Source organism: Mesoterricola sp. JemC181 (genome assembly GCF_055384585.1).
The window spans coordinates 3394676-3420839 of sequence record NZ_AP045076.1 but is presented as its reverse complement, the minus strand read 5'-3'; the positions used below and the strand labels follow the sequence as shown (position 1 = coordinate 3420839).

General features: G+C 67.8%; 23 protein-coding genes and 1 other RNA gene. 18 read left to right on the top strand and 6 right to left on the bottom strand.

What is annotated here, in order from left to right:
• Nucleotides 1–8: 8 nt before the first annotated feature.
• Together glpX and cutA are read right to left on the bottom strand one after the other, a co-directional pair.
• Nucleotides 9–977, bottom strand: coding sequence for a class II fructose-bisphosphatase (gene glpX / locus ACZ5MC_RS15075; RefSeq protein WP_464516174.1), 969 nt, complete (start codon nt 975–977; stop codon nt 9–11).
• A gap of 24 nt (nt 978–1001) precedes the next feature.
• The gene (gene cutA / locus ACZ5MC_RS15070) at nt 1002–1328 is read right to left on the bottom strand and encodes a divalent-cation tolerance protein CutA (protein WP_306602286.1); all 327 of its coding nucleotides are present in this window, start codon (nt 1326–1328) and stop codon (nt 1002–1004) included.
• A gap of 272 nt (nt 1329–1600) precedes the next feature.
• Between cutA and ACZ5MC_RS15065 the strand changes: the two genes are divergently transcribed.
• From ACZ5MC_RS15065 to ACZ5MC_RS15055, 3 genes are all read left to right on the top strand, one after another.
• Entirely contained in the window at nt 1601–2848 is a 1248-nt protein-coding gene (locus ACZ5MC_RS15065; RefSeq protein ID WP_464516173.1) for an FG-GAP repeat domain-containing protein, read from the top strand.
• Between the two features lie 70 nt (nt 2849–2918).
• A complete protein-coding gene (locus ACZ5MC_RS15060; RefSeq protein WP_306601324.1) occupies nt 2919–4058 on the top strand; it encodes an Ldh family oxidoreductase in 1140 nt (379 codons plus the stop codon).
• A gap of 25 nt (nt 4059–4083) precedes the next feature.
• Nucleotides 4084–4605, top strand: a complete 522-nt coding sequence (locus ACZ5MC_RS15055; RefSeq protein WP_464516172.1) for a GNAT family N-acetyltransferase — start codon at nt 4084–4086, stop codon at nt 4603–4605.
• Here ACZ5MC_RS15055 and ACZ5MC_RS15050 read toward each other — a convergent pair.
• Nucleotides 4595–5104: a hypothetical protein gene (locus ACZ5MC_RS15050; RefSeq protein WP_306601322.1), complete on the bottom strand. Its 510-nt coding sequence runs from the start codon at nt 5102–5104 to the stop codon at nt 4595–4597. The genes ACZ5MC_RS15055 and ACZ5MC_RS15050 overlap by 11 nt on opposite strands.
• 261 nt (nt 5105–5365) lie before the next feature.
• Nucleotides 5366–8764, bottom strand: coding sequence for an adenosylcobalamin-dependent ribonucleoside-diphosphate reductase (locus tag ACZ5MC_RS15045; RefSeq protein WP_306601321.1), 3399 nt, complete (start codon nt 8762–8764; stop codon nt 5366–5368).
• 266 nt (nt 8765–9030) lie between these two features.
• Between ACZ5MC_RS15045 and ffs the strand changes: the two genes are divergently transcribed.
• The 11 genes from ffs (at nt 9031) to ACZ5MC_RS14990 (ending at nt 19848) form a co-directional block, all read left to right on the top strand.
• Nucleotides 9031–9126, top strand: an RNA gene (gene ffs, locus ACZ5MC_RS15040) — signal recognition particle sRNA small type.
• Nucleotides 9127–9252: 126 nt separating this feature from the next.
• Nucleotides 9253–10440 carry a branched-chain amino acid ABC transporter substrate-binding protein gene (locus tag ACZ5MC_RS15035; protein WP_306601320.1) on the top strand — a complete coding sequence of 396 codons (1188 nt, stop codon included), beginning with the start codon at nt 9253–9255 and terminating at the stop codon, nt 10438–10440.
• Between the two features lie 171 nt (nt 10441–10611).
• The gene (locus ACZ5MC_RS15030; protein ID WP_373432570.1) at nt 10612–11601 is read left to right on the top strand and encodes a branched-chain amino acid ABC transporter permease; all 990 of its coding nucleotides are present in this window, start codon (nt 10612–10614) and stop codon (nt 11599–11601) included.
• Nucleotides 11602–11610: 9 nt separating this feature from the next.
• Complete coding sequence (locus tag ACZ5MC_RS15025) at nt 11611–12966, top strand: ABC transporter permease subunit (protein ID WP_464516171.1); 1356 nt, start codon at nt 11611–11613, stop codon at nt 12964–12966.
• Entirely contained in the window at nt 12959–13750 is a 792-nt protein-coding gene (locus ACZ5MC_RS15020; RefSeq protein ID WP_464516170.1) for an ABC transporter ATP-binding protein, read from the top strand. Before ACZ5MC_RS15025 ends, ACZ5MC_RS15020 begins: the two co-directional genes overlap by 8 nt.
• Before the next feature lies 1 nt (nt 13751).
• Entirely contained in the window at nt 13752–14462 is a 711-nt protein-coding gene (locus ACZ5MC_RS15015) for an ABC transporter ATP-binding protein (protein WP_464516169.1), read from the top strand.
• A 46-nt stretch (nt 14463–14508) separates the two neighbouring features.
• Nucleotides 14509–16035, top strand: coding sequence for an amino acid permease (locus ACZ5MC_RS15010; protein ID WP_306601317.1), 1527 nt, complete (start codon nt 14509–14511; stop codon nt 16033–16035).
• A gap of 243 nt (nt 16036–16278) precedes the next feature.
• A complete protein-coding gene (locus tag ACZ5MC_RS15005) occupies nt 16279–17808 on the top strand; it encodes an amino acid permease (RefSeq protein WP_464516168.1) in 1530 nt (509 codons plus the stop codon).
• Nucleotides 17792–18475 carry a ComF family protein gene (locus ACZ5MC_RS15000; protein ID WP_306601315.1) on the top strand — a complete coding sequence of 228 codons (684 nt, stop codon included), beginning with the start codon at nt 17792–17794 and terminating at the stop codon, nt 18473–18475. Before ACZ5MC_RS15005 ends, ACZ5MC_RS15000 begins: the two co-directional genes overlap by 17 nt.
• 68 nt (nt 18476–18543) lie before the next feature.
• Nucleotides 18544–19536: a deoxyhypusine synthase family protein gene (locus tag ACZ5MC_RS14995; protein WP_306601314.1), complete on the top strand. Its 993-nt coding sequence runs from the start codon at nt 18544–18546 to the stop codon at nt 19534–19536.
• Between the two features lie 120 nt (nt 19537–19656).
• Nucleotides 19657–19848 (top strand): hypothetical protein, encoded by a 192-nt coding sequence (locus ACZ5MC_RS14990; protein ID WP_306601313.1) that lies wholly within the window; start codon nt 19657–19659, stop codon nt 19846–19848.
• A gap of 66 nt (nt 19849–19914) precedes the next feature.
• Here the strand turns inward: ACZ5MC_RS14990 and ACZ5MC_RS14985 are convergent, their stop codons facing one another.
• Nucleotides 19915–21201: a dihydrolipoamide acetyltransferase family protein gene (locus tag ACZ5MC_RS14985; RefSeq protein WP_306601312.1), complete on the bottom strand. Its 1287-nt coding sequence runs from the start codon at nt 21199–21201 to the stop codon at nt 19915–19917.
• 10 nt (nt 21202–21211) lie between these two features.
• Nucleotides 21212–22666: an Asp-tRNA(Asn)/Glu-tRNA(Gln) amidotransferase subunit GatA gene (gene gatA, locus ACZ5MC_RS14980; protein ID WP_464516167.1), complete on the bottom strand. Its 1455-nt coding sequence runs from the start codon at nt 22664–22666 to the stop codon at nt 21212–21214.
• A 227-nt stretch (nt 22667–22893) separates the two neighbouring features.
• Between gatA and ACZ5MC_RS14975 the strand changes: the two genes are divergently transcribed.
• The 4 genes from ACZ5MC_RS14975 (at nt 22894) to ACZ5MC_RS14960 (ending at nt 26159) form a co-directional block, all read left to right on the top strand.
• A complete protein-coding gene (locus tag ACZ5MC_RS14975) occupies nt 22894–23643 on the top strand; it encodes a J domain-containing protein (RefSeq protein ID WP_306601310.1) in 750 nt (249 codons plus the stop codon).
• 2 nt (nt 23644–23645) lie between these two features.
• On the top strand, nt 23646–24416 hold the full coding sequence (locus ACZ5MC_RS14970) for a Stp1/IreP family PP2C-type Ser/Thr phosphatase (RefSeq protein WP_306601309.1): 771 nt from the start codon (nt 23646–23648) through the stop codon (nt 24414–24416).
• Between the two features lie 73 nt (nt 24417–24489).
• Nucleotides 24490–25572, top strand: coding sequence for a type IV pilus assembly protein PilM (pilM, locus tag ACZ5MC_RS14965; protein ID WP_464516166.1), 1083 nt, complete (start codon nt 24490–24492; stop codon nt 25570–25572).
• Nucleotides 25569–26159: a PilN domain-containing protein gene (locus ACZ5MC_RS14960; protein ID WP_306601307.1), complete on the top strand. Its 591-nt coding sequence runs from the start codon at nt 25569–25571 to the stop codon at nt 26157–26159. Before pilM ends, ACZ5MC_RS14960 begins: the two co-directional genes overlap by 4 nt.
• Nucleotides 26160–26164: the final 5 nt, after the last annotated feature.

The following is a 26164-nucleotide window of genomic DNA, read 5'->3' as shown; positions in this document are numbered from 1 at the left end:
GGGCACGGCTAGAACCGGACCGTGATGTCCTCGCCCTCGTTCACGTGGACCGTGTCGATGAAGCGCACCCGCCGGGGGTGGCGGTTCAGGATCAGGCTCGCGGTGCGCACGCCGTCGCCGAAGGTGTGGACGCCGTCCAGGAGGTTGCCGCGGGTGACGCCGCAGGCCGCGAAGACGATGTGCTCGCCGGGGGCCAGGTCGTCCGTGAAGTAGATGCGGTTGAAGTCGACGCCCATGGCCTCGGCCTTCTCCCTGCTGGCGGTGTTCGTGTCCACCACGAGGCGGCCCTGGATCTCGCCGCCGAGGCACTTGAGGGCGGCCGCGGAGATGACCCCCTCGGGGGCGCCGCCGATGCCCATGACGGCGTGGATGCCCGTGCCGGAGACCGCGGCGGAGATGGCGGCGGAGAGGTCGCCGTCGCCGATGAGCTGGATGCGCGCGCCGGCGGTGCGGATGGCCTCGATGAGGTTGTCGTGCCGGGGCCGGTCCAGCACCACCACGGTGAGCTCGCTCACCTTGCGGTGGAGGGCCAGGGCGATGGCCTTGAGGTTCTCGGCGGGGGTGGCGTCCAGGTGGACCTTGCCCTTGGACGCGGGGCCGACGCAGAGCTTCTGCATGTAGAGGTCGGGGGCGTGGAGCAGCCCGCCCTTCTCGGAGGCGGCCAGCACGGTGATGGCATTGGGGGCGCCGGTGGCGCAGAGGTTGGTGCCTTCCAGGGGGTCCACGGCGATGTCGACGGCGGGGTGGCCCATGCCCAGGCCGAGCTTCTCGCCCACGTAGAGCATCGGCGCTTCATCCCGTTCGCCTTCGCCGATGACGATGGTGCCGTCGATGGGCAGGTGCTCCATGCTCTTGCGCATGGACTCCACGGCAAGCCAGTCGCTGTGCTTGCGGTTGCCGTTGCCGATGCTCACGGCGCAGGCTATCGCGGCCTGTTCCACGACGCTGAGAAACTCTCCGCTGAGGGACATTTCCATGATGGGCTCCAGGTTGTGAGGTGATCAGCCTTCGCGGGAGACCGATTCCTCGATCCACTCGAGGAAACTGTCCGAGCATGCTTCGACCGGGACCATGAGGATCTCCGGAATCTCGTAGGTGTGGAGTTCGGTGATGACCTGGGCCACCGCGTCGTACCGGTCGCGGCTGGTCTTGATCATCAGCATCACCTCCTCGTCGAGGTGGGTGCCGCCCTTGTAGTAGTAATAGCTTTTTATTGAAGGAAGGATATTGACGCAGGCGGCATACCCCTGGTCCACGACCGCGGCGGCAATGGTGAGGGCTGTCTCTTCGCTGCCACAGGTGGTGAAGATCGTCACGGCATTGATCATGGCCAATCAGGACTCCGGGCCGGTTCGTGGCCTGAGAGTCGAGTTTGCCACGGCTTGGGACGCCATCCCAAGGGAAGTCTCATGGAAATGATTATTTCCTATCGGTTGGGGTTGGACCGTTCCGGCCTGGAGGGGCTAAAACATCGTGTAACGATGCATGTCGAAAAAAAGGGCTCCACCCGCGTCAACGGTTCCAGGATGGGAATCGTCTAACCTGCATCAGCGGGAGATCATTCCGTCGTTTTCCCGACACCCGTTCCGGAGGATCCATCATGGGCAGCCATCCGATGAACCGACTCCTGTGGAGCGCGCCTCTCCTGGCGGGGCTCGCGGCCATCCAGCTCTCCTGCTCGGGGGACGACCACTACTACCGGGTGGGCACCCCGACCTATCCCGCAACCTGGGTCGCCGTGGCCGACCTGGACGGGGACGGCCGGGTGGACATCGTGGACGCCGTCCACTACGAGGGCGGGGGCGTCAACGCCTCCGGGTGGGTCTCGGCCCGCCTCCAGGACCCCGCAAACCCCGGCACCTACAGGGATCCCGTCCAGACCTCCGCCGGCGACAACCCGGCCTTCCTCGTGGCGGCCCGGCTCTCGCCTTCGGGCAACCCCGGCGTGGTGGTGGTGAACCGCCAGCTGGCCCTGAGCACCCGCGCGGCCAACACCGTCTCGGTCCTGTTCCCGGATCCGGCGGCACCCGGCGGCTTCAAGGCCCCCGTGGCCCTGCCGGTGGGCGCGCGCAACCCGCAGGCGGCGGCCGTGGGCGACCTGGACGGGGACACCTTCCCCGACGTGGTGGTGGCCGCCGACGGCGCCAGCACCCTGCTCCTGTTCACCCAGCAGGCCCCGGGCGGGACCTTCGCCGCCCCCGTGGCCCTGGCGGTGGGCGGGGAGCCCACGGCCGCCGCCGTCGCCGACGTCAACGGCGACGGGCTCCCGGACATCGTGGCCACCACGTCCGGCAACCTCGTCTCCGTGCTCCTGCAGGACCCCGCCCACCCCGGCACCTTCCTTCCGCACGTGGACTACGGCGTGGGCACCCACCCCGTGGCGGTGGCGGTCGCCGACCTGGACGGCGACGGCCGTCCCGACCTCGTGGTGGCCAACAACGGCACCGGTCTCGCCCCCACCACCCAGGGCGTCAGCGTCCTCCTCCAGGGCGCCCAGGCGGGCACCTTCCAGGCGGCGGTGACCTACGACACCGGCGATTCGTACGCCTCCTCCGTGGCCGTGGGCGACCTGGACGGCGACGGGCGCCCCGACCTCGTGGTGGCGAACGCGGGCCTGCCCGGCTACCCCGGCAGCGTCGCCTTGCTGATCCAGGACCCCGCAGCGGCCGGCACCTTCAAGCCGGCCGTGCGCTACGGCGGCGTCCAGGGGCCCGGCTCCGTCGCCATCGCCGACATCGACGGGGACGGCCTGAAGGACCTGGTGATCGGGGACGGCGCCCTCTTCGTGCGGTTCCAGATCACCGGCCGGCCCGGGGTCTTCGGGCCTCCCGCCCAGTACCGCCAATAGATCCTTTGGGGCTTGTGCCACCGGGCCGAACCGTCCAACATGGCACCATCCCCTCTTGAAAGGATCCCCCATGAAGTGGGTCGAAGCGTATCCGAACCAGTACCAGGACTGCGTCTGGCTTGATTTCACCTACCTCGAGGGGTTCATGCGGGACGCCCTCGCCGCCGCCGGCGTCCCCGGTCCGGACGCGGCCGTCATCGCCGACGTCCTCATCGAATCCGACCGGCGCGGCATCGATTCCCACGGCATCGGGCGGCTCAAGCCCATCTACATCGACCGCATCCGGGACGGCATCCTGGACCCCGTCACGCGCGTGAAGGTGGTGCGGGACCGCAAGACCGTCACGGTCCTGGACGGGCAGAACGGCATGGGCCACGTGGTGGCCAGGCAGGCCATGGAGACCACCATCGCCAAGGCCAGGGCCCACGGCATGGGCATGACCGCCGTGCGGAACTCCACCCACTACGGCATCGCCGGCTACTACGCCTCCATGGCCGCGCAGGCGGGGATGATCGGCATCACCGGCACCAACGCCCGCCCCTCCATCGCCCCCACCTTCGGCGTGGAGAACATGCTGGGCACCAATCCGCTCACCATCGGCTTCCCCACGGACGAGGACTTCCCCTTCATCCTCGACTGCGCCACCTCCGTCACCCAGCGGGGCAAGATCGAGAGCTACGCCCGCATGGGCAAGGACCTGGTGCCCGGCTGGGTCATCGACGAGGAGGGCCGCACGCGCACCGACACGGCCCAGGTGCTGGTGGACCTGACCCTGGGCAAGGCCGCCCTGACCCCCCTGGGCGGCATCGGCGAGGAGATGGCGGGCTTCAAGGGGTACGGCTACGCCACCGTCGTGGAAGTGCTCAGCGCGGCCCTGCAGGACGGCGCCTACCTCAAGCTCCTCAACGGCCTGGACGAGAACGGGAAGAAGGTCCCCATTCCCATCGGGCACTTCTTCATGGCCGTCGACATCGAGGAGTTCATCGAGCTGGCGCGGTTCAAGGAGATCGCCGGCAACATCATGCGGGAGCTGCGGGCGAGCCGGAAGGCCCCGGGCGAGGAGCACATCTTCACCGCGGGCGAGAAGGAGCACCTCGCCTGGCAGATCCGGAAGGAGAAGGGCTGCCCGGTGGGCGCCGCCCTGAGAAAGGACATGGAGACCTTGAGGAAGTGGTATGATCTGCCCTACCATTTCCCCTGGGACGCCTGAGTCTCAAAATCGAAGGAGGGCGGCCATGTCCTTCACCGTCAGGAAAGCGGAACTCCATGAAGGCCACGCCCTGGGACAGTTCGCGGAAGCCTGCTTCCGGGAGTCCTTCGGCTACCTCTTCCCCGAGGAGGCCCTGGACCTCCTGTGCTCCAAGGCCTTCACCACGCCCGTGATGGAGGGCCTCATCCGCAACGGCACCTGGATCGCGGTGGGCGAGGAGGGCTGGCGGGGCTACCTGGCCCTCTCCGCGGATCCGTGCCCCGTGGAGGGCCTGGCCAAGCCCCACCTGGAGCTTTCGAGGCTGTACGTGCCCGCCCCGTGGATGGGGCAGGGGGTCTCCGACGCCCTGATGACCGCGTTCCTGGACGACGCGAGGGCCAAGGGGACCCGGGGCGTGTGGCTGGAGGCCTTCGAGGGCAACCCCAGGGCGCTGCGGTTCTACAAGCGTTGGGGCTTCAAGGACCTGGCGGGCAGCGTGAAGATCCGGGAGGGCCTGCACCTGCCGCACCGGATCCTGGCCAGCGACCTGAGCGTGGTCATCCAGTAGGTTCCCGCCCAAGGACCCGCGCGACTCCCAACTCCACCGCATACAGAAGGCAGGCGACGCACCCCCCCGAAACGGAGGCGCCCAGGGACGGCAGGAGCCGTTGGGTCCTCACGAGGAAGAGGATGAAGAGGATGGCCATCCCTCGGGCCGTGGCCAGTTCCAGGGCCGTGAACTCCCGCCGGACCAGGTTCTTCTGGAGGAGGAGCAGCAGGAGGCCCAGGATGGCCCCGATGGCCACGTTCTCCGCCGCGTGGCGCCAGTAGAAGGAGCCCGCGGCTGCGCCCGCCAGTCCGCGCTGGATGGCAACGGGCCCCAGGAGGCCCAGAATTCCCCCGCGGATGGCCACGAGGACGGCATTCCAGGGCCAGCCGGGCTCCTCCGGAGGGTCGATGCCGGCCGCCTTCATCCGGGCGTGATCGACCCAGAGCCAGATGGCCGCCACCAGGGGCAGCCACAGGAGGACCAGGAGCAGAAGCCCGCAACCCAATGATTTTGGCATGCGCCTATTTGATCATGATGCGGGGCCGGCGGGGAGGGGCCTGCACCTGCCGCACCGGATCCTGGCCAGCGACCTGAGGGTGGTCATCCCGTATTTTTTGGGCTTTTCTCGGCGAACCTCGGCCCCTCGGCCACCTCGGAGATGCAGTCTGTTTCCTGGATCCCGCGGCGCATTTTGTCTATGCGCCGCAAGGCTTGAGAACGGAATTGCATCGCCGAGGCGGCCGAGGGGCCGAGGTTCGCCGAGAAAAGCGGAAGGGATTTAACTGCAGCCTGTGGTGGCGCCGCAGGTCTGGCACTTCAGGCAGGCGCCGTTGCGCACCAGGGTCAGGTGGCCGCACTCGGGGCAGGGGTCGCCGGTGTAGCCCTTCTGCCGCGCCGACATGAAGGCGGAAGGCGTGGTGGCGGGCTTGGCGGCGCCGGGGGCCGGGTGGCCGTGGGCGGCCATGGCGGGGGCGGGCTGGGGCGCGGGGGCGGTCTCGGACTCCGGGAACAGGGGGGTCATGCCGCCGATGGCGGCCGAGGCCAGGGCCTGGCTCTCGGGCTTGTGGTTGCCGTTCCCGCCGGTCATCTGCATGAGCTGCTCGGGCTCCACCTGGGCCAGCTCGTAGCGGCCCAGGTAGCTGATGGCCAGCTCCCGGAACACGAAATCGATCAGGCTGGTGGAGAACTTCACCGTGTCGCTGCCCTGGACCATGCCGTTGGGCTCGAAGCGGGTGAAGAGGAAGGCCTCGCAGAACTCCTCCAGGGGCACGCCGTGCTGCAGGCCCATGCTCACCGCGATGGCGAAGCAGTTGAGCACGGCCCGGAACCCGGCGCCCTCGCGGTGGATGTCGAGGAAGATCTCTCCGAGGGTACCATCCTCGTATTCGCCGGTGCGGAGGTAGAGCTTGGTGCCGCCGATGGTGGCGGCCTGGGTGTAGCCGCCGCGCCGGTTGGGAAGCTTCTTGCGGTAGGTGCGCACCACCTGGCTGGCCAGGGCCTGGCTCAGGGCATGGACCTTCTCGGCCTTGGGGGCCTCGTCGTCCACGAGGGTGTCGATGCCCTCCAGGAGGTCGAGGTTGGTGGCGATGGCCTGGCTCATCTTGGAGCCGTCCCGGTAGAGGGCGACCGCCTTGAGCATGTACTGCCAGGAGGCCTTGTAGATCGCGCCCACCTCCTCCACCGTGGCTTCGGCGGGGAGGTTGATGGTCTTGCTGATGGCGCCGCTGAGGAAGGGCTGGGCGGCGCCCATCATGCGGATGTGGCCCATGGGGGCGATGAAGCGCTGGCCCTTGCGGCCGCAGCGGTTCGCGCAGTCGAAGATGGGCAGGTGCTCGTCCTTGAGGTGGGGGGCGCCCTCCACGGTCATGGTGCCGGCCAGGGCGTCCAGGAAGGTCTGGGCGTCCTCCTCCCCGAAGTCCTTCTTCAGGCGGTCCACGGGGATCACGTAGGCGGGGTCGAAGGCGGTGGGGAGCTTGTCCTCGATGGCCTTGAGCTCCTCGACGGTCCAGCCCTTGGCCAGCAGCCGGCTCCGGGTGATGCCCGGGGTCTCGTCGGTGATCTCCAGCCAGCCCACCACGTGCCGCTCGATGTCGCGGATCTGGGAGGGGTTGTAGCCCAGGCGCATCATGGCCTCGGGGATGGCGCGGTTCACGAGCTTGAAGTAGCCGCCGCCGGCCAGCTTCTTGAACTTGACCAGGGCGAAGTCCGGCTCGACGCCGGTGGTGTCGCAGTCCATGAGCAGGCCGATGGTCCCGGTGGGAGCCAGCACCGTCACCTGGGCGTTGCGGAAGCCGTGGGCCTCGCCCAGCGCCAGCGCGCGGTCCCAGCTGTCCCGGGAGGCGTCCAGGATGGACTTGGGCAGCAGGTTCCCCTTGAGGCCCTGGGGCGTGATGGAGAGCTGCTCGTATTCCGACGCGGGGGCGTCGTAGGCGGCCCGGCGGTGGTTGCGGATCACGCGGAGCATGGCCTCGCGGTTGAGCTGGTAGCCCGCGAAGGGCCCCAGCTGCCCGGCCATCTCGGCGCTGGCGGCATAGGCGTCGCCGGTGAGGATGGCTGTGAGCGCGGCGCACCACTGGATGCCGGCCTCGCTGTCGTAGGGGATGCCCAGGCGCATCAGCATGGCGCCCAGGTTGGCGTAGCCCAGGCCCAGGGTGCGGAAGTCATAGGAGAGCTGGGCGATGCGCTCGGAGGGGAACTGGGCCATCAGGACCGAGATCTCCAGCACGATGGTCCAGAGGCGGATGGCGTGGCGGTACCCGGCCAGGTCGAACCCGCCGTCGGGGGTGAGGAAGCTGCAGAGGTTCAGGGACGCCAGGTTGCAGGCGGTGTCGTCCAGGAACATGTATTCCGAGCAGGGGTTGCTGGCGTTGATGGGGCCGTCGGAGGGGCAGGTGTGCCAGTCGTTGATGGTGGTGTCGAACTGGATGCCGGGGTCCGCGCAGGCCCAGGCGGCGTAGTTCACCTTGGCCCAGAGGTCGCGGGCCTTGAGGGTCTTGTGGACCTTGCCGTCGGTGCGGCGCTCCAGGTACCAGTCGCCGTCCTTCTCCAGGGCGCGCATGAACTGGTCGGGGACCCGCACGGAGTTGTTGGAGTTCATGCCGCCGACCGTGGCGTAGGCCTCGCCGTCCCAGCCCGTGTCGTAGGTCTTGAGGTCCCGGGCGAAGTCGCCCTGGGCGAGGCGGCTCATGGACTGGGAGAGGAAGGCCGAGGCCACGCCCTCCCCCTTGGCCCGGGCCAGGGCCTTGCGCAGCTTCTCGTTGGTGCGGGGATCGGCGTCGCGGGTGGTGGAGCCCTCCACGGCCTCGCACAGCGCGTTCCAGGTGCGGCCCAGGACGATGCTGCCGGCGGCCATCATGGCGACCTTGCGCTCCTCGGTGACCTTCCAGTCGATGAAGGCCTCCACGTCGGGGTGGTCCAGGTCCAGGCAGACCATCTTGGCGGCGCGGCGGGTGGTGCCGCCGGACTTGATGGCGCCCGCGGCGCGGTCGCCCACCGCCAGGAAGGACATGAGGCCCGAGGAGCAGCCGCCCCCCGAGAGGTTCTCGGTGGCGCCGCGGACCTTGGAGAAGTTGGTGCCGGTGCCGCTGCCGTACTTGAAGATCCGGGCCTCGCGGGTCCACAGGTCCATGATCCCGCCGGGATTCACCAGGTCGTCCTCGACGCTCTGGATGAAGCACGCATGGGGCTGCGGGCGCTCGTAGGCGGAGGTGGACTGGCACATGGCCCCGGTGAGCGGATCCACGTAGCTGTGGCCCTGGGCGGGGCCGGCGATGCCGTAGGCGTAGTGGAGGCCCGTGTTGAACCACTGGGGGCTGTTGGGGGCGCACATCTGGTTGGCGAGCATGTAGACCAGCTCGTCATAGAACGCCTGGGCGTCCGCAGGGGTGTCGAAGTAGCCGTGTTCCTCGCCCCAGTGGCGCCAGCAGCCCGCCAGCCTGTGGAACACCTGCCGGGCGTCCTTCTCCCCGCCGTTGGCCGCGTCGATGCCCTTGCGGCGGAAATACTTCTGGGCCAGGATGTCCACCGCCACCTGGGACCAGCTCTCGGGGACCATCACGTCCTTGGCCTCGAACACGACCGTTCCGTCCAGCTTGGTGATCCGGCTGGTACGGCCTACGAAGGGGATTCCCGCGAGCGGATCCTGGCCGGATTTGGTGAAGGAGCGGGAAATTTGCATAAGATCCTCAGGGTTGGGCTCGAGCTTCGTTGAAATGGCCCATTTCACGCGGCCTATCCAGCTTGCTACCAGGTTCGACATCAAGGGGTTGTGCTGGGTAGAAAGAATCACCCCAAGATCTTGGGGCGTCAAGGGGGAGCCGCCCCCTTTTTTTCGCCTTTGGAAAAGAGCCATAAAAATCAAAGTGATTATCCAACGGGCCTCCCCGGCCCCTCCGGTCCAGCCCGGGCTATGCCCCGGGGCCGCGTCAGGCTACGATGGAATCAAGCCGGGCCCCATGCATCGGGGTGCGATGAACCGGGTCAGATCGGAAGAAGCAGCCCTAAGTCGTTCCCCCGAGTGCCGTGGCAAGCCCGGCCCTTGCATGTACTTTTGAGAAAACCCTTCCCCTGGTCGGGGAGTCCCAGTAATCCTGTAGGGAATTATCAGATCCACCCTGGCCGGCATCGGACCGGCCCCGGATGCCGGAGTTCCCTGGAGGAGGTACCATGCGCAGACCTTGGTTCCCGCTCACGCCCTTCGCCGCGCTCGGTCTGCTGCTGGCCATCGGCTGCGATAAAGAAAGCAAAACCATCAAGATCGCCACCCAAAGTCCCCTGTCGGGCGCCATTTCCGTCATCGGCAGCGACATCAAGGGCGGGGCCCAGCTGGCGGTGGAGCAGCTGAACGGCCCCCTGACGAAGCTGGGCTACAAGGTGGAGCTGGCCTCCTTCGACGACCAGGCCAATCCGGACACGGGCGTGGCCAACGCCAAGGCGATCGTCTCGGACCCGGCGGTGCTGGGGGTGGTGGGCCACTACAATTCCGGGGTCCAGCTGCCCTCCTCCGAGGAGTACCACGCCGCCGGCCTCTGCAACGTGTCGCCCGCCAACACCAACCCCAAGGTGACCGACCGCGGCTACCCCGAGATCAACCGCGTCTGCGGGCGGGACGACGTGCAGGGCGCGGTGGGCGCCCGGTTCGCCCAGGCCAAGGGCATCAAGGTCATCTACGTCCTCCATGACAAGACCGCCTACGGCCAGGGCATCGCCGAATACTTCCGGAAGGAGGCCGAGAGCCTGGGCATGAAGGTGGTCGGGTTCAACGGCACGGAGGAGAAGGCCAACTTCGACGCCATCCTCTCCCCCATCATCGCGGCCCGCCCGGAGTGCCTCTACTTCGGCGGCATGTTCGACCAGGGCGCCGTGCTCTTCAAGCAGGCCCGGCAGAAGGGCTACAAGGGCATGTGCCTTTCCGACGACGGCTTCGATTCCTCCGACGCCGCCAAGATCGCCGGCGAGGCCCTGCTCCAGGGCGCCGGGACGTATTTCTCCACCGTGTCGGGGCCGGCCGGGGCCTATCCCGGCACGGCCCGGTTCATCGCCGACTTCAAGGCCCGGTTCGGCAACCTGCCCCAGCCCAACGCCGCCCAGTCCTACGACTGCGCCGCCCTCCTCCTCAAGGGCATCGAGAACGCCGTCAACGCCAACGGCGGCAAGCTGCCCTCCCGGTCCGAAGTCTCCTCCGCCGTGCGGGCCCTGAAGGGCTTCAAGGGCATCACCGGCGACCTGACCTTCAACGGCAAGGGCGACCTGGTGGCGGGCAAGTACTTCGTCATCCAGGTCACGTCCGCCGAGCCCGCCAGGTGGCCCTCGAACCGGATCGACCAGACCCTGTCCATCGCCCCCCCCCAGTAGCGAGGGCGCATGGGCCCGACGAAGCTGCGCCAGATCCTCCTTCCGCTGGGCCAGATGGCGGTGTTCGTGGCCGGGGCGGGCGCGCTGTGCTCGGCGGTCATGGTGCTCCTGGCCCTGCTGTGCCGGGGCACCGGGGCCGATCTGGCCCTGCGGGCCACCCAGGGGGTGGGCATCCTGGGCTACACCCTGTCCAGCCTGCCCCAGGTGCTCATCGACGGGGTGACCATCGGCTTCGTGTACGCCGCCATCGCCCTGGGCTACACCATGGTCTACGGGGTGCTCCAGTTCATCAACTTCGCCCACAGCGAGATCTTCGCCATCGGCGCCTTCTGCGGGGTCGAGTCCCTCATCGCCCTGAACGGCACCGGGCTCCTGGCCCGGGCGGGGGCCCTCGGCGGGTTCCTCTACCTGGGCCTGGCCCTGCTGATCGGCATGGCGGCCTCGGGGGGCATGGCGGTGCTGGTGGAACGGGTGGCCTACCGCCCCCTGCGCCATTCCCCCACCCTGGTGGCCCTGATCTCCGCCATCGGCCTCTCCTTCGCCCTGCAGGACCTGATCCGCCTTACCGAGAGCCTCACCACGGGCCAGTTCTTCCGGGTGATGCCCACCTTCGGCGTGTTCGACGCGCGCCTGACGCTGTTCCGCCTCGGCCCGCGGGTGATCGACATCCAGGTCAAGTCGGTGGTGGTCATCGTGGCGGCCATGGTCATGCTGGTGGCCCTGAACTACCTGGTGGGCGCCACCAAGGTGGGCAAGGCGATCCGGGCCGTGGCCCAGGACAAGGACACCGCCGCGCTCATGGGCATCGATGTCAACTTGATGATTTCACTCACCTTCCTGGTTGGCGGGGCCCTGGGCGGCGCCGCGGGCGTGCTCTATGCCCTCAAGTTCACCCGCATCGACCCCTTCGTGGGCTTCATGCCGGGCATCAAGGCTTTCGCCGCGGCGGTGCTGGGGGGCATCGGCAACCTGACCGGGGCCCTCCTGGGCGGCATGTTCCTGGGCATGATCGAAAGCTTCGCCGGGGCCTACCTGGGCACCTACACGATGGGGACCTTCGGGGCGGAGTACAAGGACATGCTGGCCTTCGTCATCCTTATCCTCGTGATCGTATTCCGTCCCAACGGCCTGCTCGGCGAGCAGGTCGCCCAGAAGGCGTAGGAGGCCACCATGCACGCGCTCCTCGCGACCTTCAGGGCCTTCCTCGACCGGGGGCGGACGCCCTACGCGGCGTGCTGCGGCCTGATCGCCCTGGGGTTCGCCCTGGTGTACGGCAGCCCGCGCTCGATCCCGGGCTTCCTGGTGTTCGTCTTCGCCGGCAGCTCCATCTACTGGCTGCGCATGAACCGGGCCGTGCGGCTCGCCCTGGCGGTGCTGTTCGCGGTGGTGCTGGTGCCCATCCTGGGCGCCCGGAACGTCTTCTACCTGGAGGTGATCTTCCAGATCGCCGTGTTCTCGGCCCTGGCGCTGGGCCTGAACATCGTGGTGGGGTTTTCGGGCCTGCTCAATTTCGGCTACATGGCCTTCTACGCGGTGGGCGCCTACCTGTGGGCCTTCTTCGGCAGCCAGCAGCCCTACCTGCTCCACGCCACGGTCACCACCCAGGTGCTGGGGACGCCCTTCTTCCTGGCCCCCGACTACTTCTACCTCTTCGTCTTCCTGGGCGTGATCGTGGCCGCCATCCTGGGCCTCCTCCTGGGCCTGCCGGTGCTGCGGGTGCGGGGCGACTACCTCGCGGTGATCACCCTGGCCTTCGGGGAGATCGTGCGCCAGCTGGCCAACAACCTGGACAAGCCCTGGAACCTCACCAACGGGCCCCAGGGCATCACCCCCATCCAGAGGCCGACCCTGCCCCCGGGCCTGCTGCGGGCGCTGGACGGCGCCCTGCGCCCGGTGGTGGGCCACCACGTCACCCCCAACCAGGCCTACAACATCCTGTTCTACCTCATCGCGCTGCTGGTTGTGGTGGGGGTCATCGTGATCACGTACCGCCTGGACGACTCCAACGTGGGCCGGGCCTGGACGGCCATCCGCGAGGACGAGCTCTCCGCCGGCGCCATGGGCATCAACGTCAACCGGCTCAAGCTCGGCGCCTTCGCCGTGGGCGCGTCCTTCGCCGGGGCCATGGGGGTGCTCTTCGCCGCCAGCCGCACCTTCGTGAGCCCGGAGTCCTTCACCTTCCTGCAGTCGGTGGGGGTGCTCACGATGGTCATCCTGGGGGGCATCGGCAGCATCACCGGGGTGGTGGTCGGCGCGACGGTGGTCACCCTGCTCAACATCCAGGTGCTGCAGAGCTTCTCCCTCTACCTGGCCCAGCTCCGCCAGAGCGACGCCGCCCTCCTCGGGTTCCACTGGAAGAACCTCTCCAACCAGCTGGATCCCAGCAAGTACCAGCGCCTGATCTTCGGGGTCATCCTCGTGGTCATGATGATCTACCGGCCCAAGGGGCTGCTGCCCGCCGTGCGCAGGCGGCGCGACCTGGGCGACGATCCCGGCGGGGCGGGGAAGGGGGACGGCCTTGGCTGAACCCGAGCACATCCTCACCGCCCGCGGGGTGGTCAAGCGCTTCGGCGGCCTGGTGGCGGTCAACCACATGGACGTGGCCGTGGAGCGGGGCCGGATCGTCAGCGTCATCGGTCCCAACGGCGCCGGCAAGACCACCTTCTTCAACGCGCTCTCCGGGCTCCATCCCTGCGACGAGGGCGCCGTGGAGTTCGCCGGGCGCCGCATCGAGAAGCTGCGCCCCTACCAGATCACGGCCCTGCGAATGGCCCGGACCTTCCAGAACATCCGCCTCTTCGGCAACATGACCGTGGTGGAGAACATCATGGTGGGCGCCTACGCTCGGATGCGCCAGAACCCCATCCAGGCCGTCCTGCGCACGGCGGCGTTCCGAGCGGAGGAGGCTGCGACCGAGCAGCGGGCCAAGGAACTCCTGGCCTACGTGGGGCTGAAGGGGGTCGGCAACGAGCTCGCGGGCAGCCTGCCCTATGGGGCCCAGCGCCGGGTGGAGATCGCCCGGGCCCTGGCCTCCCAGCCCACCCTCCTGCTCCTGGACGAGCCGGCCGCGGGCATGAACCCGGCGGAGTCCGAGGACGCCCTGCGCCTGTTCCGGCGCGTCCGGGACGAGCTGGGCATTTCGATCCTGCTCATCGAGCACGACATGAAGGTGGTCATGAACATTTCCGAGCACATCTACGTGATGGACCACGGCGAGCGCATCGCCGAAGGCCCTCCCGACGCCATCGCCGCCCACCCCCTGGTCATCGAGGCCTACCTCGGCAAGGGCGCCGCCGCCCGCAGGGCATGACATGAGCGTCCTCGCCCTCGACGACGTCCACGCCTGCTACGGCACCATCCACGCCCTGCTGGGCATTTCGCTCACCGTCGAACCCGGGGAGATCGTGGCCCTGATCGGCGCCAACGGCGCGGGCAAGACCACCACCCTCCGGGCCATCTCCGGCCTCCTGCGTCCCCGCAGCGGCACGGTGCGCCTCGAGGGCCGGCCCATCCACCACCTCCCCCCCCACGCCGTGCACCGCCGCGGCCTGGGCCTGGTGCCCGAGGGACGCTGCATCTTCCCCGACCTGACCGTCCTGGAGAACCTGGAGATGGGCGCCTACGTCCTGGACGACAAGGCCAGGATCCAGGAGAACCTGGAGAACGCCTTCAGCCTCTTCCCGCGGCTCAAGGAGCGGATCCGGCAGAAGGGCGGGACCCTCTCCGGCGGGGAGCAGCAGATGCTGGCCACGGCCCGCGGCCTCATGGCCGATCCCAAGATCCTGCTCATGGATGAGCCATCCATGGGCCTGGCGCCGGTCCTGGTGGACCAGATCTTTTCCATCATCCAGGAACTCAACGCGCGCGGCACGACCATCCTGCTGGTGGAGCAGAACGCCTCCATGGCCCTTGCCATCGCCCATCGCGGCTACGTGCTCCAGACCGGGCGGATCGTCCTCGCCGACACCGGCGCCAACCTGCTGGCCAACGATCTGGTGCGCAAGGCCTACCTGGGTGTCTGATACCATGGGCCAACCAGCCCGAAAGCATAGACCGGAGACCAGAATCATGGCGGATCGACCCAAGTCCCAGTACTTCGCGCGCAAACCCTTGGCGCTTCTGCTGGAGGAGATGAAAGGGGAGAACCGCCTGCGGCGCGTCCTCGGGCCCGTCCAGCTCTCCGCGCTGGGGATCGGGGCGATCATCGGCGCGGGGATCTTCGTGGTCACGGGGGAGGCCGCCCACAACGTGGCCGGTCCGGCCCTGATGCTCTCCTACGTCATCGCGGGGATCACCTGCATCTTCGCGGCCCTCTGCTACGCGGAGTTCGCGGCCATGGTGCCGGTGGCGGGCTCGGCCTACACCTACGCCTACGCGACCATGGGCGAGCTGTTCGCCTGGATCATCGGCTGGGACCTCATCCTGGAGTACTGCGTGTCCTCGGCCACGGTGGCCACGGGGTGGTCGGGCTACTTCCAGGACTCCATCTCCAAGCTGGGCATCCACATCCCCCACCTGCTCACGGAGTCCCCCTGGAAGTACGACGTGACCACGGGCCTGATGGTGCGCACCGGCTCCCTCCTCAACCTCCCGGCGGTCCTCATCATCCTCGTGATCACGGCGGTGCTGGTCAAGGGGATCCAGGAGAGCGCCTCGTTCAACGCCACCATGGTGGCCATCAAGATCACCGCCGTCCTCTTCGTCATCGGCGTCGGCTCCTTCTTCGTGCTCAAGAGCAACTGGCACCCCTTCGCCCCCTTCGGGTGGACCGGCATCAGCTTTTTCGGCCACGCCGTGGCCGGGCACGCCGACCCCAGCGGCAAGCCCCTGGGCATGCTCGCCGGCGCCGCCATCATCTTCTTCGCCTACATCGGCTTCGATTCCGTATCCACCCACACCGAGGAGGCCAAGAACCCCCAGCGGGACGTGCCCATCGGCATCATGGCCTCCCTGGTGGTCTGCACCTTCCTCTACATCGGCGTGGTGGCGGTGCTCACGGGCATGGTCCGGTTCGACCAGCTCGACGTGAACGCCCCGGTTTCCATGGCCTTCAAGCAGCGGGGCCTGGGCTGGGCCGAAGGGATCATCGCCACCGCCGGCGTGGCGGGCATCACCTCCGTGCTGCTGGTGATGATGCTCAGCGGCCCGCGGGTCTTCCTGTCCATGGCCCGGGACGGCCTCCTGCCCAAGGGCGTGTTCGGGGACGTGCACCCGAAATACCGGACGCCCTGGAAGTCGACCATTCTCATCGGGGCTTTCGTGGCCATCATGGCCGGCCTGCTGCCCATCGGGGTCCTGCTCCAGCTGACCAACATCGGCACCCTGTTCGCCTTCGTGATCGTGTGCGGGGCCGTGCTGATCATGCGCAGGAAGTACCCCGAGACGGAGCGGCCCTTCCGGTGCCCCTGGGTGCCCGTGGTCCCCATCCTGGGCATCGCCTCCTGCCTCATGCTGATGTTCTCCCTGCCCGTGGCCAACTGGTGGCGGATGTTCACCTGGCTGGCCTTCGGGATGGTGATCTACTTCGCCTACGGCCGGAAGCACAGCGTCATGAAGCACTACCTGGCGGGCGACGGGGACACGACCCACGTCTGACGTCCTCCAATGAATGCGGCATGCCGCCATTGAGAATTTAAGGAAGAATTTTCACCGACGACTGGCATCAAAAACGCCAGGCGACGCTCTCCCTTCGGATTGAACCACCGCCTGGCCCTCCGAGCGTGGAGCCCCGAACGCCGCTGCTTGAATACTCCATCGCATCATGAATCTGGAGTATCCAGTCCGCAGGGCAGGGGATCGCTCTGCCTCCAGGGTGCGTTTCCCCTTTGGAGGTGGTGCATGGATCCTACTGTTCCGGCGGTTCCCCGCCGTTCCCGGCTGTTCTCCCGCAAACCCCTTGCGGCCCTCCTGGAGGAGGCCAAGGGGGAGGACCGGCTCAGGCGGGTCCTGGGCCCGGTCCACCTCACGGCCCTGGGCATCGGGGCCGTCATCGGGGCGGGCATCTTCGTGGCCACCGGGGCCGCGGCGCGAAACGTCGCGGGCCCGGCGCTGATGCTCTCCTACGCCGTGGCGGCGGTGACCTGCGTGTTCGCGGCGCTCTGCTACGCGGAATTCGCGGCGATGGTGCCGGTGGCGGGCTCGGCCTACACCTACGCCTACGCCACCCTGGGCGAGCTCTTCGCATGGATCATCGGCTGGGACCTGATCCTCGAATACGGGGTGTCCAGCGCCGCGGTGGCCACCGGCTGGTCCGCCTACGCCCAGGGTCTCCTCGCCAAGGCCGGGCTGGGCCTGCCGCCGGCCCTGGTGGAATCGCCGTGGCGCTACGACGCGGCCTCGGGGGCCCTGGTGGGCACGGGGGCCCTCCTGAACCTGCCCGCGGTCCTCGTGGTGGCCGCGGTCACCCTCATCCTGGTGAAGGGCATCCAGGAGACGTCAAGGCTGAACACCGCCATGGTGGCCGTGAAGGTGGCCGCGGTGGTCTTCGTCATCGCCGTGGGGCTCTTCTTCGTGAGCTCCGCCAACTGGCGGCCCTTCGCCCCCTACGGCTGGACGGGCCTGTGCTTTTTCGGCCACACCGTGGCCGGGCAGGTGGACCCGGGCGGCAAGCCCGTGGGGATGCTGGCCGGCGCGGCCATCATCTTCTTCGCCTACATCGGGTTCGATGCGGTGTCCACCCACACGGAGGAGGCCAGGAATCCCCAGCGGGACATCCCGGTGGGCATCGTGGCCTCGCTGGCCGTTTGCACCCTCCTGTACATCGCCCTGGTGGCGGTGCTCACCGGCATGGTGCGGTTCGACCAGCTGGACATCAGCGCGCCCGTGTCCCTGGCCTTCAAGGCGAGGGGCCTGGGCTGGGCCGAGGGGCTCATCGCCGTGGCGGGGGTGGCCGGCATCACGTCGGTGCTCCTGGTGATGATGCTCAGCGGCCCCCGGGTCTTCCTGGCCATGGCCCGGGACGGGCTCCTGCCCCGAAAGGTGTTCGGGGTCGTGCATCCGCGCTACCGCACCCCCTGGAAGTCCACCGTCCTCACCGGCGCCTGCGTGGCCACCCTGGCCGGGCTGCTGCCCATCGACGTGCTGCTCCACCTCACCAACATCGGGACGCTCCTGGCCTTCGTGATCGTCTGCGCCGCGGTCCTCATCATGCGCAGGTCCCACCCCGGGGCCGAGCGCCCCTTCCGGTGCCCGTGGGTGCCGGTGGTGCCCGTCCTGGGCATCCTCTCCTGCCTCCTCCTGATGTTCTCCCTGCCGGCGGCCAACTGGTGGCGGCTCGGGGGCTGGCTGGCCCTGGGGATCCTGGTCTATTTCCTGTACGGCCGCCACCACAGCGTGCTGGGGAGGGGATCCGATGCACGCCCTTCATGAGGTCATCCGCTGCCGGGGCTGCCTGGGGGCCATGGACGACCGCGCCCAGGCGGGCCTGTGCGGCCGGTGCTGGAGCCTGCTCACCCGCCTTCCGGAGGAACGCTGCCCCCTTTGCGCCCTGGGGCACGGCTGGGGCGAGGGCTGCCCGGATCCCGTGGCCTGGACCTGGGGGGAGGCCCTCTGGGACTATCACGGCGGGCTGGGGGCCCTCCTGGTGCCCGCCATCAAGCGGGGGGAACTGGGGTGGATGGACGCGCTTCTCGGGCGGGCGGGGCGGGTGCCCCTGCCGGGCTGGACCGCGGGGTTCAGCCTGGTGTGCAATGCGCCCACCGCCCGGTTGCGGCGCTGGTACCGGGGCTTCGACCTGGCCGAGCGCGCCGCGTGGATGTTCGCCGGACGCCTGGGCACCCCCTGCCGCCAGGTGCTCCGCAAGCCGCTCTACACCCGCGCCCAGGCCGGCCTGCCCCAGGGCCGGCGGCGGCGCATGGGTCCCCACGTGACCCTGGAGCCCGGAGCGTCGGTGGAGGGGGAGGCCGTGCTCCTGGTGGACGACGTCTGGACCACCGGAACGACCCTGCTCAGGTGCGCCCAGGCCCTGGGGGCCGCAGGGGCCCGGGACGTGGCGGTCCTGGCGCTCTTCCGGGCCGGGAAGCGGGGAGGCCGCTAGGCCGTGGTATGCTTCGCATCGGCCCCCAGGGAACCCTGGGATCTGTATGCCTTTGAATGGAGTCGACCATGCCGAGCACCGCCACGTTCACCCCCGGTCCCGTGGGTTCGTTCATCAAGCACCATTTCCGCCACTTCAACGCGGCGGCCATGGTCGACGCGGCCGAAGGGTACCGCACCCACCTCCTGGAAGGCGGAAAGATGATGGTGAGCCTGGCGGGGGCCATGAGCACGGCCGAGCTGGGTCTGAGCCTCGCCGAGATGATCCGCCAGGACAAGGTGCACCTCATCACCTGCACAGGCGCCAACCTGGAGGAGGACGTCTTCAACCTGGTGGCCCACGACTACTACGAGCGCGTGCCCCACTACCGGGACCTCACCCCCGCGGACGAGAAGGCCCTCCTGGACCGCCACATGAACCGGGTCACGGACACCTGCATCCCCGAGATGGAGGCCATGCGCCGCATCGAGAAGGCCATCCTCAAGGAGTGGACGGGGGCCGACGCGGCCGGGGAACGCCATTTCCCGCACGAGTTCCTCTACCGCCTCCTGCGCAGCGGCGCCCTCGAGGAGCACTACCAGATCGACGTGAAGAACAGCTGGATGATCGCCGCCTGCGAGAAGAACCTCCCGATCGTCGTTCCCGGCTGGGAGGACAGCACCCTGGGCAACATGTACGCCGCCGCCGTGATCCGCGGGGACGTGAAGAACGTCCACACCGTCCGCACCGGCATCGAGTACATGACCTGGCTGGCCCGCTTCTACCAGGACGTCACGAAGGACTGCACCCTGGGCATGTTCCAGATCGGCGGCGGCATCGCGGGGGACTTCCCCATCTGCGTGGTGCCCATGCTCCACCAGGACCTGGAGCTGGAGGCGCCGCTCTGGGGCTACTTCTGCCAGATCAGCGACTCCACCACCAGCTACGGCTCCTACTCGGGCGCCGTGCCCAACGAGAAGATCACCTGGGGCAAGCTGGGGGCGGACACCCCCAAGTTCATCGTGGAGAGCGACGCGACCATCGTGGCGCCCTTGATGTTCGCCTATCTGTTGGGGTGGTAGATCTTCCGGACGACCGGCACCCGGAACGTATAGGTCGTTAATATTTGCGACCTGGAGGTCTTGTTCTCTTGATCGGCCCGGGTTCCCTCGTTAAACTTGGCCTACCTTTTGGAGGTTCCAATGAAGCGTTCCATCCTCGCCATCGCCGTCGCCCTCTGCGCCGCGTCGTTCTCGTTCGCCAGCGTGACCATCCAGAAGGAAGCCAAGGCCAAGGATCCCAAGGTCACCTGCAAGACCTGCCACACCGCCATGCCCTGCACCAAGACCAACCTGACCGACGAAGGCAAGAAGTGGGTTCCCGCCAAGAAGTAGTGCGAAACCCCTGAACATCGGAAGCGCCCACCTCGCGGTGGGCGCTTTCCTTGTGGGCAGAAGCTTCTAGGCCAGGCCGAAGTCCGAGGTCTCCAGTTCCTTCTTGACCGCGGCCATGAACAGGTCGGCGGTGGAGCCGTCGATGATGCGGTGGTCGAAGCTGAGGGCGCTGAACATCACTTCGCGGATGGCCAGGACGTCCTGGCCCAGGTCGTCGGTCACGACCACGGGGCGCTTCTTCACGGCGCCCATGCCCATGATGGCCACCTGGGGCTGGTTGATCACGGGCAGGCCGAAGGTGTCGCCGAAGACGCCCGGGTTGGTGATGGTGAAGGTGCCACCGGAGATCTCGTCGGGCTTGAGCTGCTTGGAGCGGGCGCGGCCGGCCAGGTCGTTGAGGGCCAGGGCCAGGCCGCCCAGGTTCAGCTGGTCGGCGTTCTTCACAACGGGGACGATGAGGCCCCAGTCCAGGGCCACGGCGATGCCCAGGTGCACGTCCTGCTTGTAGACGATGGAATCCCCGTCGACGCTGGCGTTGACCACGGGATAGGCCCGGAGGGCCTTGGCGGCGGCCATCATGGCGAAGGGCATGTAGCTCAGCTTGGTGCCGTAGGCGGCCTCGAAGGCCTGCTTGTGCCTGGCGCGCAGTCTGGACACGTTGGACATGTCGATCTCGAACACGGTGTACACGTGGGCGCTGGTGTGCTTCGAGAGGACCATGTTGTCGCTGATGATCTTGCGCATGCGGGTCATGGGCTCGACCCGGACCCGCTCGCCGGGGGCGAAGGCGGGGACGGAAGGCGCGGCCGGGGCGGGGGCGGCCTTGGGTGCGGCGGCCACGGGGGCGGCGGGCTTGGCGGTCAGGAAGGCCTCCATGTCCTGCTTGGTGACCCGGCCCATCATGCCCGACCCCGGCACGGCGGTCAGGTCCACGCCGTGGTCCTGCGCCATGCGGCGCACCAGTGGGCTGGACCGGGTCCGCAGGCGGCCCTCGAGGGTGTCTTCGGCCGGGGCCGCGGGGGCGGCGGGGGCCGGGGCGGCTTGCGCAGCGGCGGCCTGGGGCGCCGCTGCCGGAGCGGCCTTGGGCTCGGACCCGCCGGCGGCGGGCTTCTCCCCGGCGGCCCCGATGCGCGCCACCACGGTGCCCACGGGGACGGTGACGTTCACGTCCACGAGGATCTCCAGCAGGGTGCCGGCGATGGGGGCGGGGATCTCGGCGTCCACCTTGTCCGTCGAGATCTCGTAGAGGGTCTCGTCCTTGCCGATGGCCTCACCCGGCTGCCGGTGCCACTTCAGGATCGTTGCCTCGGCGATGGATTCCCCCATCTGGGGCATGACGACGTCGAAAGCCATTTTCGTGCTCCTAGCTGTCGAGGCGGGGCGCCTCGGTGTGGTGCTTCGTGATCCGCTGGTAGGCGTGGGCCAGCTCCAGCAGGGGGACATCCGATAGGGAGGGGCCGATGAGCTGCAGTCCCACGGGCAGGCCCGAGGCGAAACCCGCGGGCATGGAAAGAGCGGGCAGGGCCGCCAGCGCGGGGGTGACGGTGAAGACGTCCGACAGGTACATCGCCAGGGGATCGCCGGTCCTTTCCCCCAGGGGGAAGGCGGTGGTCGGGCTCACGGGGGTGGCCAGGACGTCCACCTTCCCGAAGGCGGCCGCGAAGTCCCGCGTGATGAGGGTCCGGGCCTTCTGGGCCTTCAGGTAGAAGGCCTCGTAGTAGCCCTTGGACAGGCAGAACGCCCCCAGCAGGATCCGGCGCTTGGCCTCCATGCCGAAGCCCGCGTCCCGGGTGCCGGCGATCATGCCGTCCAGGGTGTCCGAAGCCGCCCTGGCGCCGTACCGCACGCCGTCGAAGCGGGAGAGGTTGCTGGAGACCTCGGAGGTGTTGATGAGGTAGTAGGTGTCGATGGCGAAGGGGGTGTGGGGCAGGGAGACCTCCACCAGCTCGGCGCCCTGGGCCTCCAGGTCGCGCAGCGCCGTCTCCAGGACGTCCCTGACGCCGGCGTCGATGCCTTCGCCGAAGTACTCGCGGGGCAGGCCCACCCGCAGGCCCTTGAGCGCGCGGGGCCGGAGGTCGTCCAGGCGCTCCCGTCCGGGCAGGTCCACGCTGGTGGCGTCCAGGGGATCGGGACCGGCCATGACGGAGAGGACCGCCGCCAGGTCCCGGGCGGAGCCGGCCACGGGTCCGACGATGTCCAGGGAGGAGGCCATGGCCGTGACGCCGTAACGGCTCAGCACGCCGTAGGTGGGCCGCAGGGCGGTCACGTTGCAGAAGCTCCCCGGCAGCCTCACGGACCCGCCCGTGTCGGTGCCCAGGGCGAAGGGGGCATAGCCCGCGGCCACGGAGACCACGGAGCCCGAGGAACTGCCCCCGGGGACCCGGGTGGTGTCCCAGGGGTTGCGGGCGGGGCCCGAGGCGCTGTGCTCGCCGCTGGAGCCCATGGCGAACTCGTCCATGTTGGCCTTGGCCACCGGCACCGCCCCGGCCTCCAGGAGCCGGCGCACGATGGTTGCGTCGTAGGGGGCCCGATAGCCGCGCTGGATGCGCGAGCCGTTGCCCACGGGGGCCCCCTTCCAGTGGAGGTTGTCCTTGAGGACCATGGGGATGCCCAGGACCGGCGTCCGCTCGCCCCGGGTCAGGCGGGCGTCGGCGGCACGGGCTGCGGCGAGGGTCAGGCCGGAATCCTGGAAGACGGTGGCGTTGAGCCGGGGCTCAAGGCCGGCCATGCGGTCCAGGCAGCCGAGGGCCAGGAAGGTGGCGGACAGGTCCCCCGCTTCCAGGCCATCCCTCAGATCTGCCAACGAACTCGGACCCATGCCCAACTCCCGCCTCGGGTTCGAGTGTGCCACCAAATGGGGTATTGAGATAGATTCTCCAATCCCGTGACCGGGGCCAAAGGTCTTTCCGTACCGGGGGATCCTTGGCGGGTCCCCCTCCGGGGACGATTGTCCCCTTTCTTTTTCCCAAGAGTCCTGGGTTAATATCACAGACACACCGGACACGCCCTACACCCCGAAATGCTCCCGTTCGCCATGGAACTGAGATGAACCCATACGAAGTGCTGGAAATTTCGCCAGGAGCCACGATCGAGGAGATCAAGGCCGCATACCACCGGATGGCCAAGCAGTGGCATCCGGACCGGTTCACGGGCGAGGCGAAAGCCGATGCGGAGCGCCGCTTCCGCATGCTGGCCGAGGCCTTCAGCATGCTCAAGGACACGCCCAGCCGGGGCTCCGCCGCCCCCGCCCCGCCGTCCGAACCGGCCAGGGCCCAGGCCCCGGCACAGGCGGCCGCGCCCTCGATCCAGCTCGACGAAGGCCCGGACCGCACGGCGATCCCCAAGACCGCCGACGAGTGGTTCAAGGATGCCCAGGGCGCCTTCGAGGGCCGCGCCTACGGGCGCTCCCTGGCGCTGATCCTCTACGCCCTGCGCCTGGACAACGAACGCCCGGAATTCCACGCCCTGCACGGCAAGGTCCTGGAGGCCACCGGCGGGGACGCGCGCGGCAAGGTGAAGGCGCTTGAAACAGCCATCAAGCTCAACCCCAAGGATGTCGATTCCATGATCCTGCTGGCCCAGACCTTCCAGGGGCTGGGAATGCAGGCCCGGGCCACCCGGCTCTGGGAGACGGTGCACAATCTGGCCCCCGATCACGCGATCTTCAGGCAGCCCGGAAAGCCAGCCAACCCGAAGGGCAAGGCCAAGGAACAGATGGCGAGCCTGGGCGACCAGTGGAACGAACTCGTTGCGGAGACGCGCATCAAGCTGGAAAAGCTATTCAAAAGGGGTTGAGCATGCGGGTGGTGGCAGCGGGACGGACGGAAGTTGGGTGCGTTCGCAAGCACAATGAAGACAACTTCCTCATGGAACCTGACCTCGGCCTGTTTGTGGTTGCCGATGGGCTCGGCGGGCATGCCGCCGGGGAGGTCGCCAGCCAGATCGTGGTGGAGAAGGTGGGGCAGTTCATCACCCATACGGTGGAGCGGGACCGGACCTGGCCGGTGGAATACGACACCGCGCTGCCCTACGACGGCAACCGGCTCAAGGCCGCCCTCCTCCTGGCCGACCAGAGCATCCTGAACGACATCCGCACCAACCCCGAACGGGAGTCCATGGGCTCCACCGTGGTGGCCTGCCTGGTCAATGCGGACACCATCACCCTTGTCCACGTGGGGGACAGCAGGGCCTACCTGTTGAACCCGGACGGGATCCAGCAAGTCACCCGGGATCATTCATGGGTGGCGGAGCAGGTCGCCAACGGGATCCTGACCCCCGACGAGGCCCGCCGCCATCCCTTCCGCAACGTCATCACCCAGGCCCTGGGCAACGGAGGGGAGCTGGACATCTCCGTAAGGGAGATCCAGGTTAAGGAATTGGACCGGATTTTGCTTTGCTCCGATGGACTGTCAGGAATGGTTCAAGATCAGGAAATCTGGGAAATAGTCCAGAATGCCCCGGACATGGAAGAGGCTGCGGGACGCTTGATCGCCAAAGCCATGGGCAATGGGGGGGAAGACAACATCACCGTCGTCATCGTCGCGTTCGATCCGGATAAAAATGTTTGATAACAACATTCGGTTGACCGGAAAGATATAAAGGTTAAACTGAACCGCCTAATCAACTAAAGCGAGGCTCCAAGTGGGTCTTTTCGGTGGCAAAAAAAACCAGCTCGTGGGCCTGGACATTGGTTCCAGTTCCGTAAAGGTCTGTGAACTGCAGGTGCTAGGCAAAGGCGGGAGCCAGCGGTACCGGCTCCAGAAACTTGGCATAGCCCCGCTCCCCTTCGACGCGATCGTCGACGGGGACATCATGGACAGCAACGCGGTGGCCGCGGCCATTCGCCAGGTGCTCACGGAGCAGAAGATCAAGGCCCGGGACGTGGCCATCTCCGTGGCGGGGCAGCAGGTGATGGTCAAAAAAGTGACCTTCCCGCTCATGAGCCCCACGGAGCTGGCGGAATCGGTGCGGTGGGAGGCCGAGAGCTTCTTCCCCGCCGGCCAGGGCCTGGACGCCTACGCCCTGGACTTCGCCGTCCTGGAGGAGCGTCCCGCGGAAGGCAACATGGACGTGGTCCTGGTGGCCTGCCGCAAGGACAAGATCGAGTCCTACATCGGCTGCGTCGCCATGGCGGGCGCCCGTTCCGTCCTGGTGGACGTGGACGTCTTCGCCATCCAGAACGCCTACGAGATCAACTCGCCCCCAGGCGGGCGCGATGAAGTGGTGGCCCTGGTCAACATCGGCGCCCAGTTCACGAACCTGACCATGCTGGTCGGCCGCAAGTCGCTTTTCTGGCGCGATATCGCCTGGGGCGGCCACCGGTTCACGGACAAGCTCATGGAGGACTGGGGCGTGAGCCGCGAGGCCGCCGAGATGCTCAAGGAAGGCCGCGCCGCGGAGGGCCGGACGCCCGAAGAGGTCGAGCCCTCCCTCTCCTCCGTCTCCGACAGCTTCGCCGACGAACTCGGCCGCACCATCGATTTCTTCCGCTCCAGCTTCAAGGTGGACCGCCTGGACCGGGTCCTCCTCTGCGGCGGCAGCGCCAAGGTGGACAAGCTTCCCGAGATTCTCGGGGATCGTCTGAGGGTTTCCGTGGATCGGCTGAATCCCTTCCAGCTCCTCGAAATGGATGAGCGGAGCCTGGACCCGGCCGTGGTCAATGGAGTCGGCTGCACGGCCGCTGTTGCGGTCGGATTGGCCTTGCGCCAAGTGGGGGACCGATGATCAAGATCAACCTTCTGGGAGACACGCTCGCCCAGGTGGGTGGGAAGAAGGCCGAAAAGGCCGAGGCCGTCCCCGTCTACGCCGATTCCGCGGCTACCGGGCGTCCGAGCCTTCCCATCGCAGGGGTGCTTTTCGGCCTGGTCATCGCATCGGCGGGCGGCATCTACTACGTCATGCTGAACTCCCAGATCGAGCGCGAACAGCGCACCAAGGTCGAACTGGAAGCCAAGAAGAAGGAGCTCGAAAAATACATGGATCTTGAGCGGAAGTTCAGGTCCCAAAAGGAGATGCTCCAAAAGAAGAAGGAAGTGATGATGGGACTCAAGTCCTTCCAGCACCTTCCCGTCCACTTCCTGGAGGAACTCGCCAACGCGCTTCCCGACGACGTGTGGTTCCGCGAGATCAACCAGAAGGGGCTGACCATCAGCATCAAGGGCGAGAGCTCCAGTTTCGAGGCCGTCAATCAGTTCCGGAACCGCCTGGTGGAACAGACCAAGTGGTTCCAGAACGTCAACTACCCGGCCGCCAACAAGAACGGACGCACCGTCGAATTCACCATCTCCTGTGATTTGAAGAATTCGGCCTGAGGTAG

Excerpts from the sequence above, each read along its gene's own strand:
- ACZ5MC_RS14975 (WP_306601310.1), top strand. The coding sequence starts at position 22,894 with ATGAACCCATACGAAGTGCTGGAAATTTCGCCAGGAGCCACGATCGAG.
- ACZ5MC_RS15025 (WP_464516171.1), top strand. The coding sequence starts at position 11,611 with ATGCACGCGCTCCTCGCGACCTTCAGGGCCTTCCTCGACCGGGGGCGG.
- ACZ5MC_RS15050 (WP_306601322.1), bottom strand. The coding sequence starts at position 5,104 with ATGCCAAAATCATTGGGTTGCGGGCTTCTGCTCCTGGTCCTCCTGTGG.
- ACZ5MC_RS15005 (WP_464516168.1), top strand. The coding sequence starts at position 16,279 with ATGGATCCTACTGTTCCGGCGGTTCCCCGCCGTTCCCGGCTGTTCTCC.
- ACZ5MC_RS14995 (WP_306601314.1), top strand. The coding sequence starts at position 18,544 with ATGCCGAGCACCGCCACGTTCACCCCCGGTCCCGTGGGTTCGTTCATC.
- cutA (WP_306602286.1), bottom strand. The coding sequence starts at position 1,328 with ATGATCAATGCCGTGACGATCTTCACCACCTGTGGCAGCGAAGAGACA.
- ACZ5MC_RS15035 (WP_306601320.1), top strand. The coding sequence starts at position 9,253 with ATGCGCAGACCTTGGTTCCCGCTCACGCCCTTCGCCGCGCTCGGTCTG.
- ACZ5MC_RS14970 (WP_306601309.1), top strand. The coding sequence starts at position 23,646 with ATGCGGGTGGTGGCAGCGGGACGGACGGAAGTTGGGTGCGTTCGCAAG.
- ACZ5MC_RS14990 (WP_306601313.1), top strand. The coding sequence starts at position 19,657 with ATGAAGCGTTCCATCCTCGCCATCGCCGTCGCCCTCTGCGCCGCGTCG.
- ACZ5MC_RS14985 (WP_306601312.1), bottom strand. The coding sequence starts at position 21,201 with ATGGCTTTCGACGTCGTCATGCCCCAGATGGGGGAATCCATCGCCGAG.
- ACZ5MC_RS15060 (WP_306601324.1), top strand. The coding sequence starts at position 2,919 with ATGAAGTGGGTCGAAGCGTATCCGAACCAGTACCAGGACTGCGTCTGG.
- ACZ5MC_RS14960 (WP_306601307.1), top strand. The coding sequence starts at position 25,569 with ATGATCAAGATCAACCTTCTGGGAGACACGCTCGCCCAGGTGGGTGGG.
- glpX (WP_464516174.1), bottom strand. The coding sequence starts at position 977 with ATGGAAATGTCCCTCAGCGGAGAGTTTCTCAGCGTCGTGGAACAGGCC.
- ACZ5MC_RS15000 (WP_306601315.1), top strand. The coding sequence starts at position 17,792 with ATGCACGCCCTTCATGAGGTCATCCGCTGCCGGGGCTGCCTGGGGGCC.
- ACZ5MC_RS15055 (WP_464516172.1), top strand. The coding sequence starts at position 4,084 with ATGTCCTTCACCGTCAGGAAAGCGGAACTCCATGAAGGCCACGCCCTG.
- ACZ5MC_RS15045 (WP_306601321.1), bottom strand. The coding sequence starts at position 8,764 with ATGCAAATTTCCCGCTCCTTCACCAAATCCGGCCAGGATCCGCTCGCG.
- gatA (WP_464516167.1), bottom strand. The coding sequence starts at position 22,666 with ATGGGTCCGAGTTCGTTGGCAGATCTGAGGGATGGCCTGGAAGCGGGG.
- ACZ5MC_RS15015 (WP_464516169.1), top strand. The coding sequence starts at position 13,752 with ATGAGCGTCCTCGCCCTCGACGACGTCCACGCCTGCTACGGCACCATC.
- ACZ5MC_RS15065 (WP_464516173.1), top strand. The coding sequence starts at position 1,601 with ATGGGCAGCCATCCGATGAACCGACTCCTGTGGAGCGCGCCTCTCCTG.
- ACZ5MC_RS15010 (WP_306601317.1), top strand. The coding sequence starts at position 14,509 with ATGGCGGATCGACCCAAGTCCCAGTACTTCGCGCGCAAACCCTTGGCG.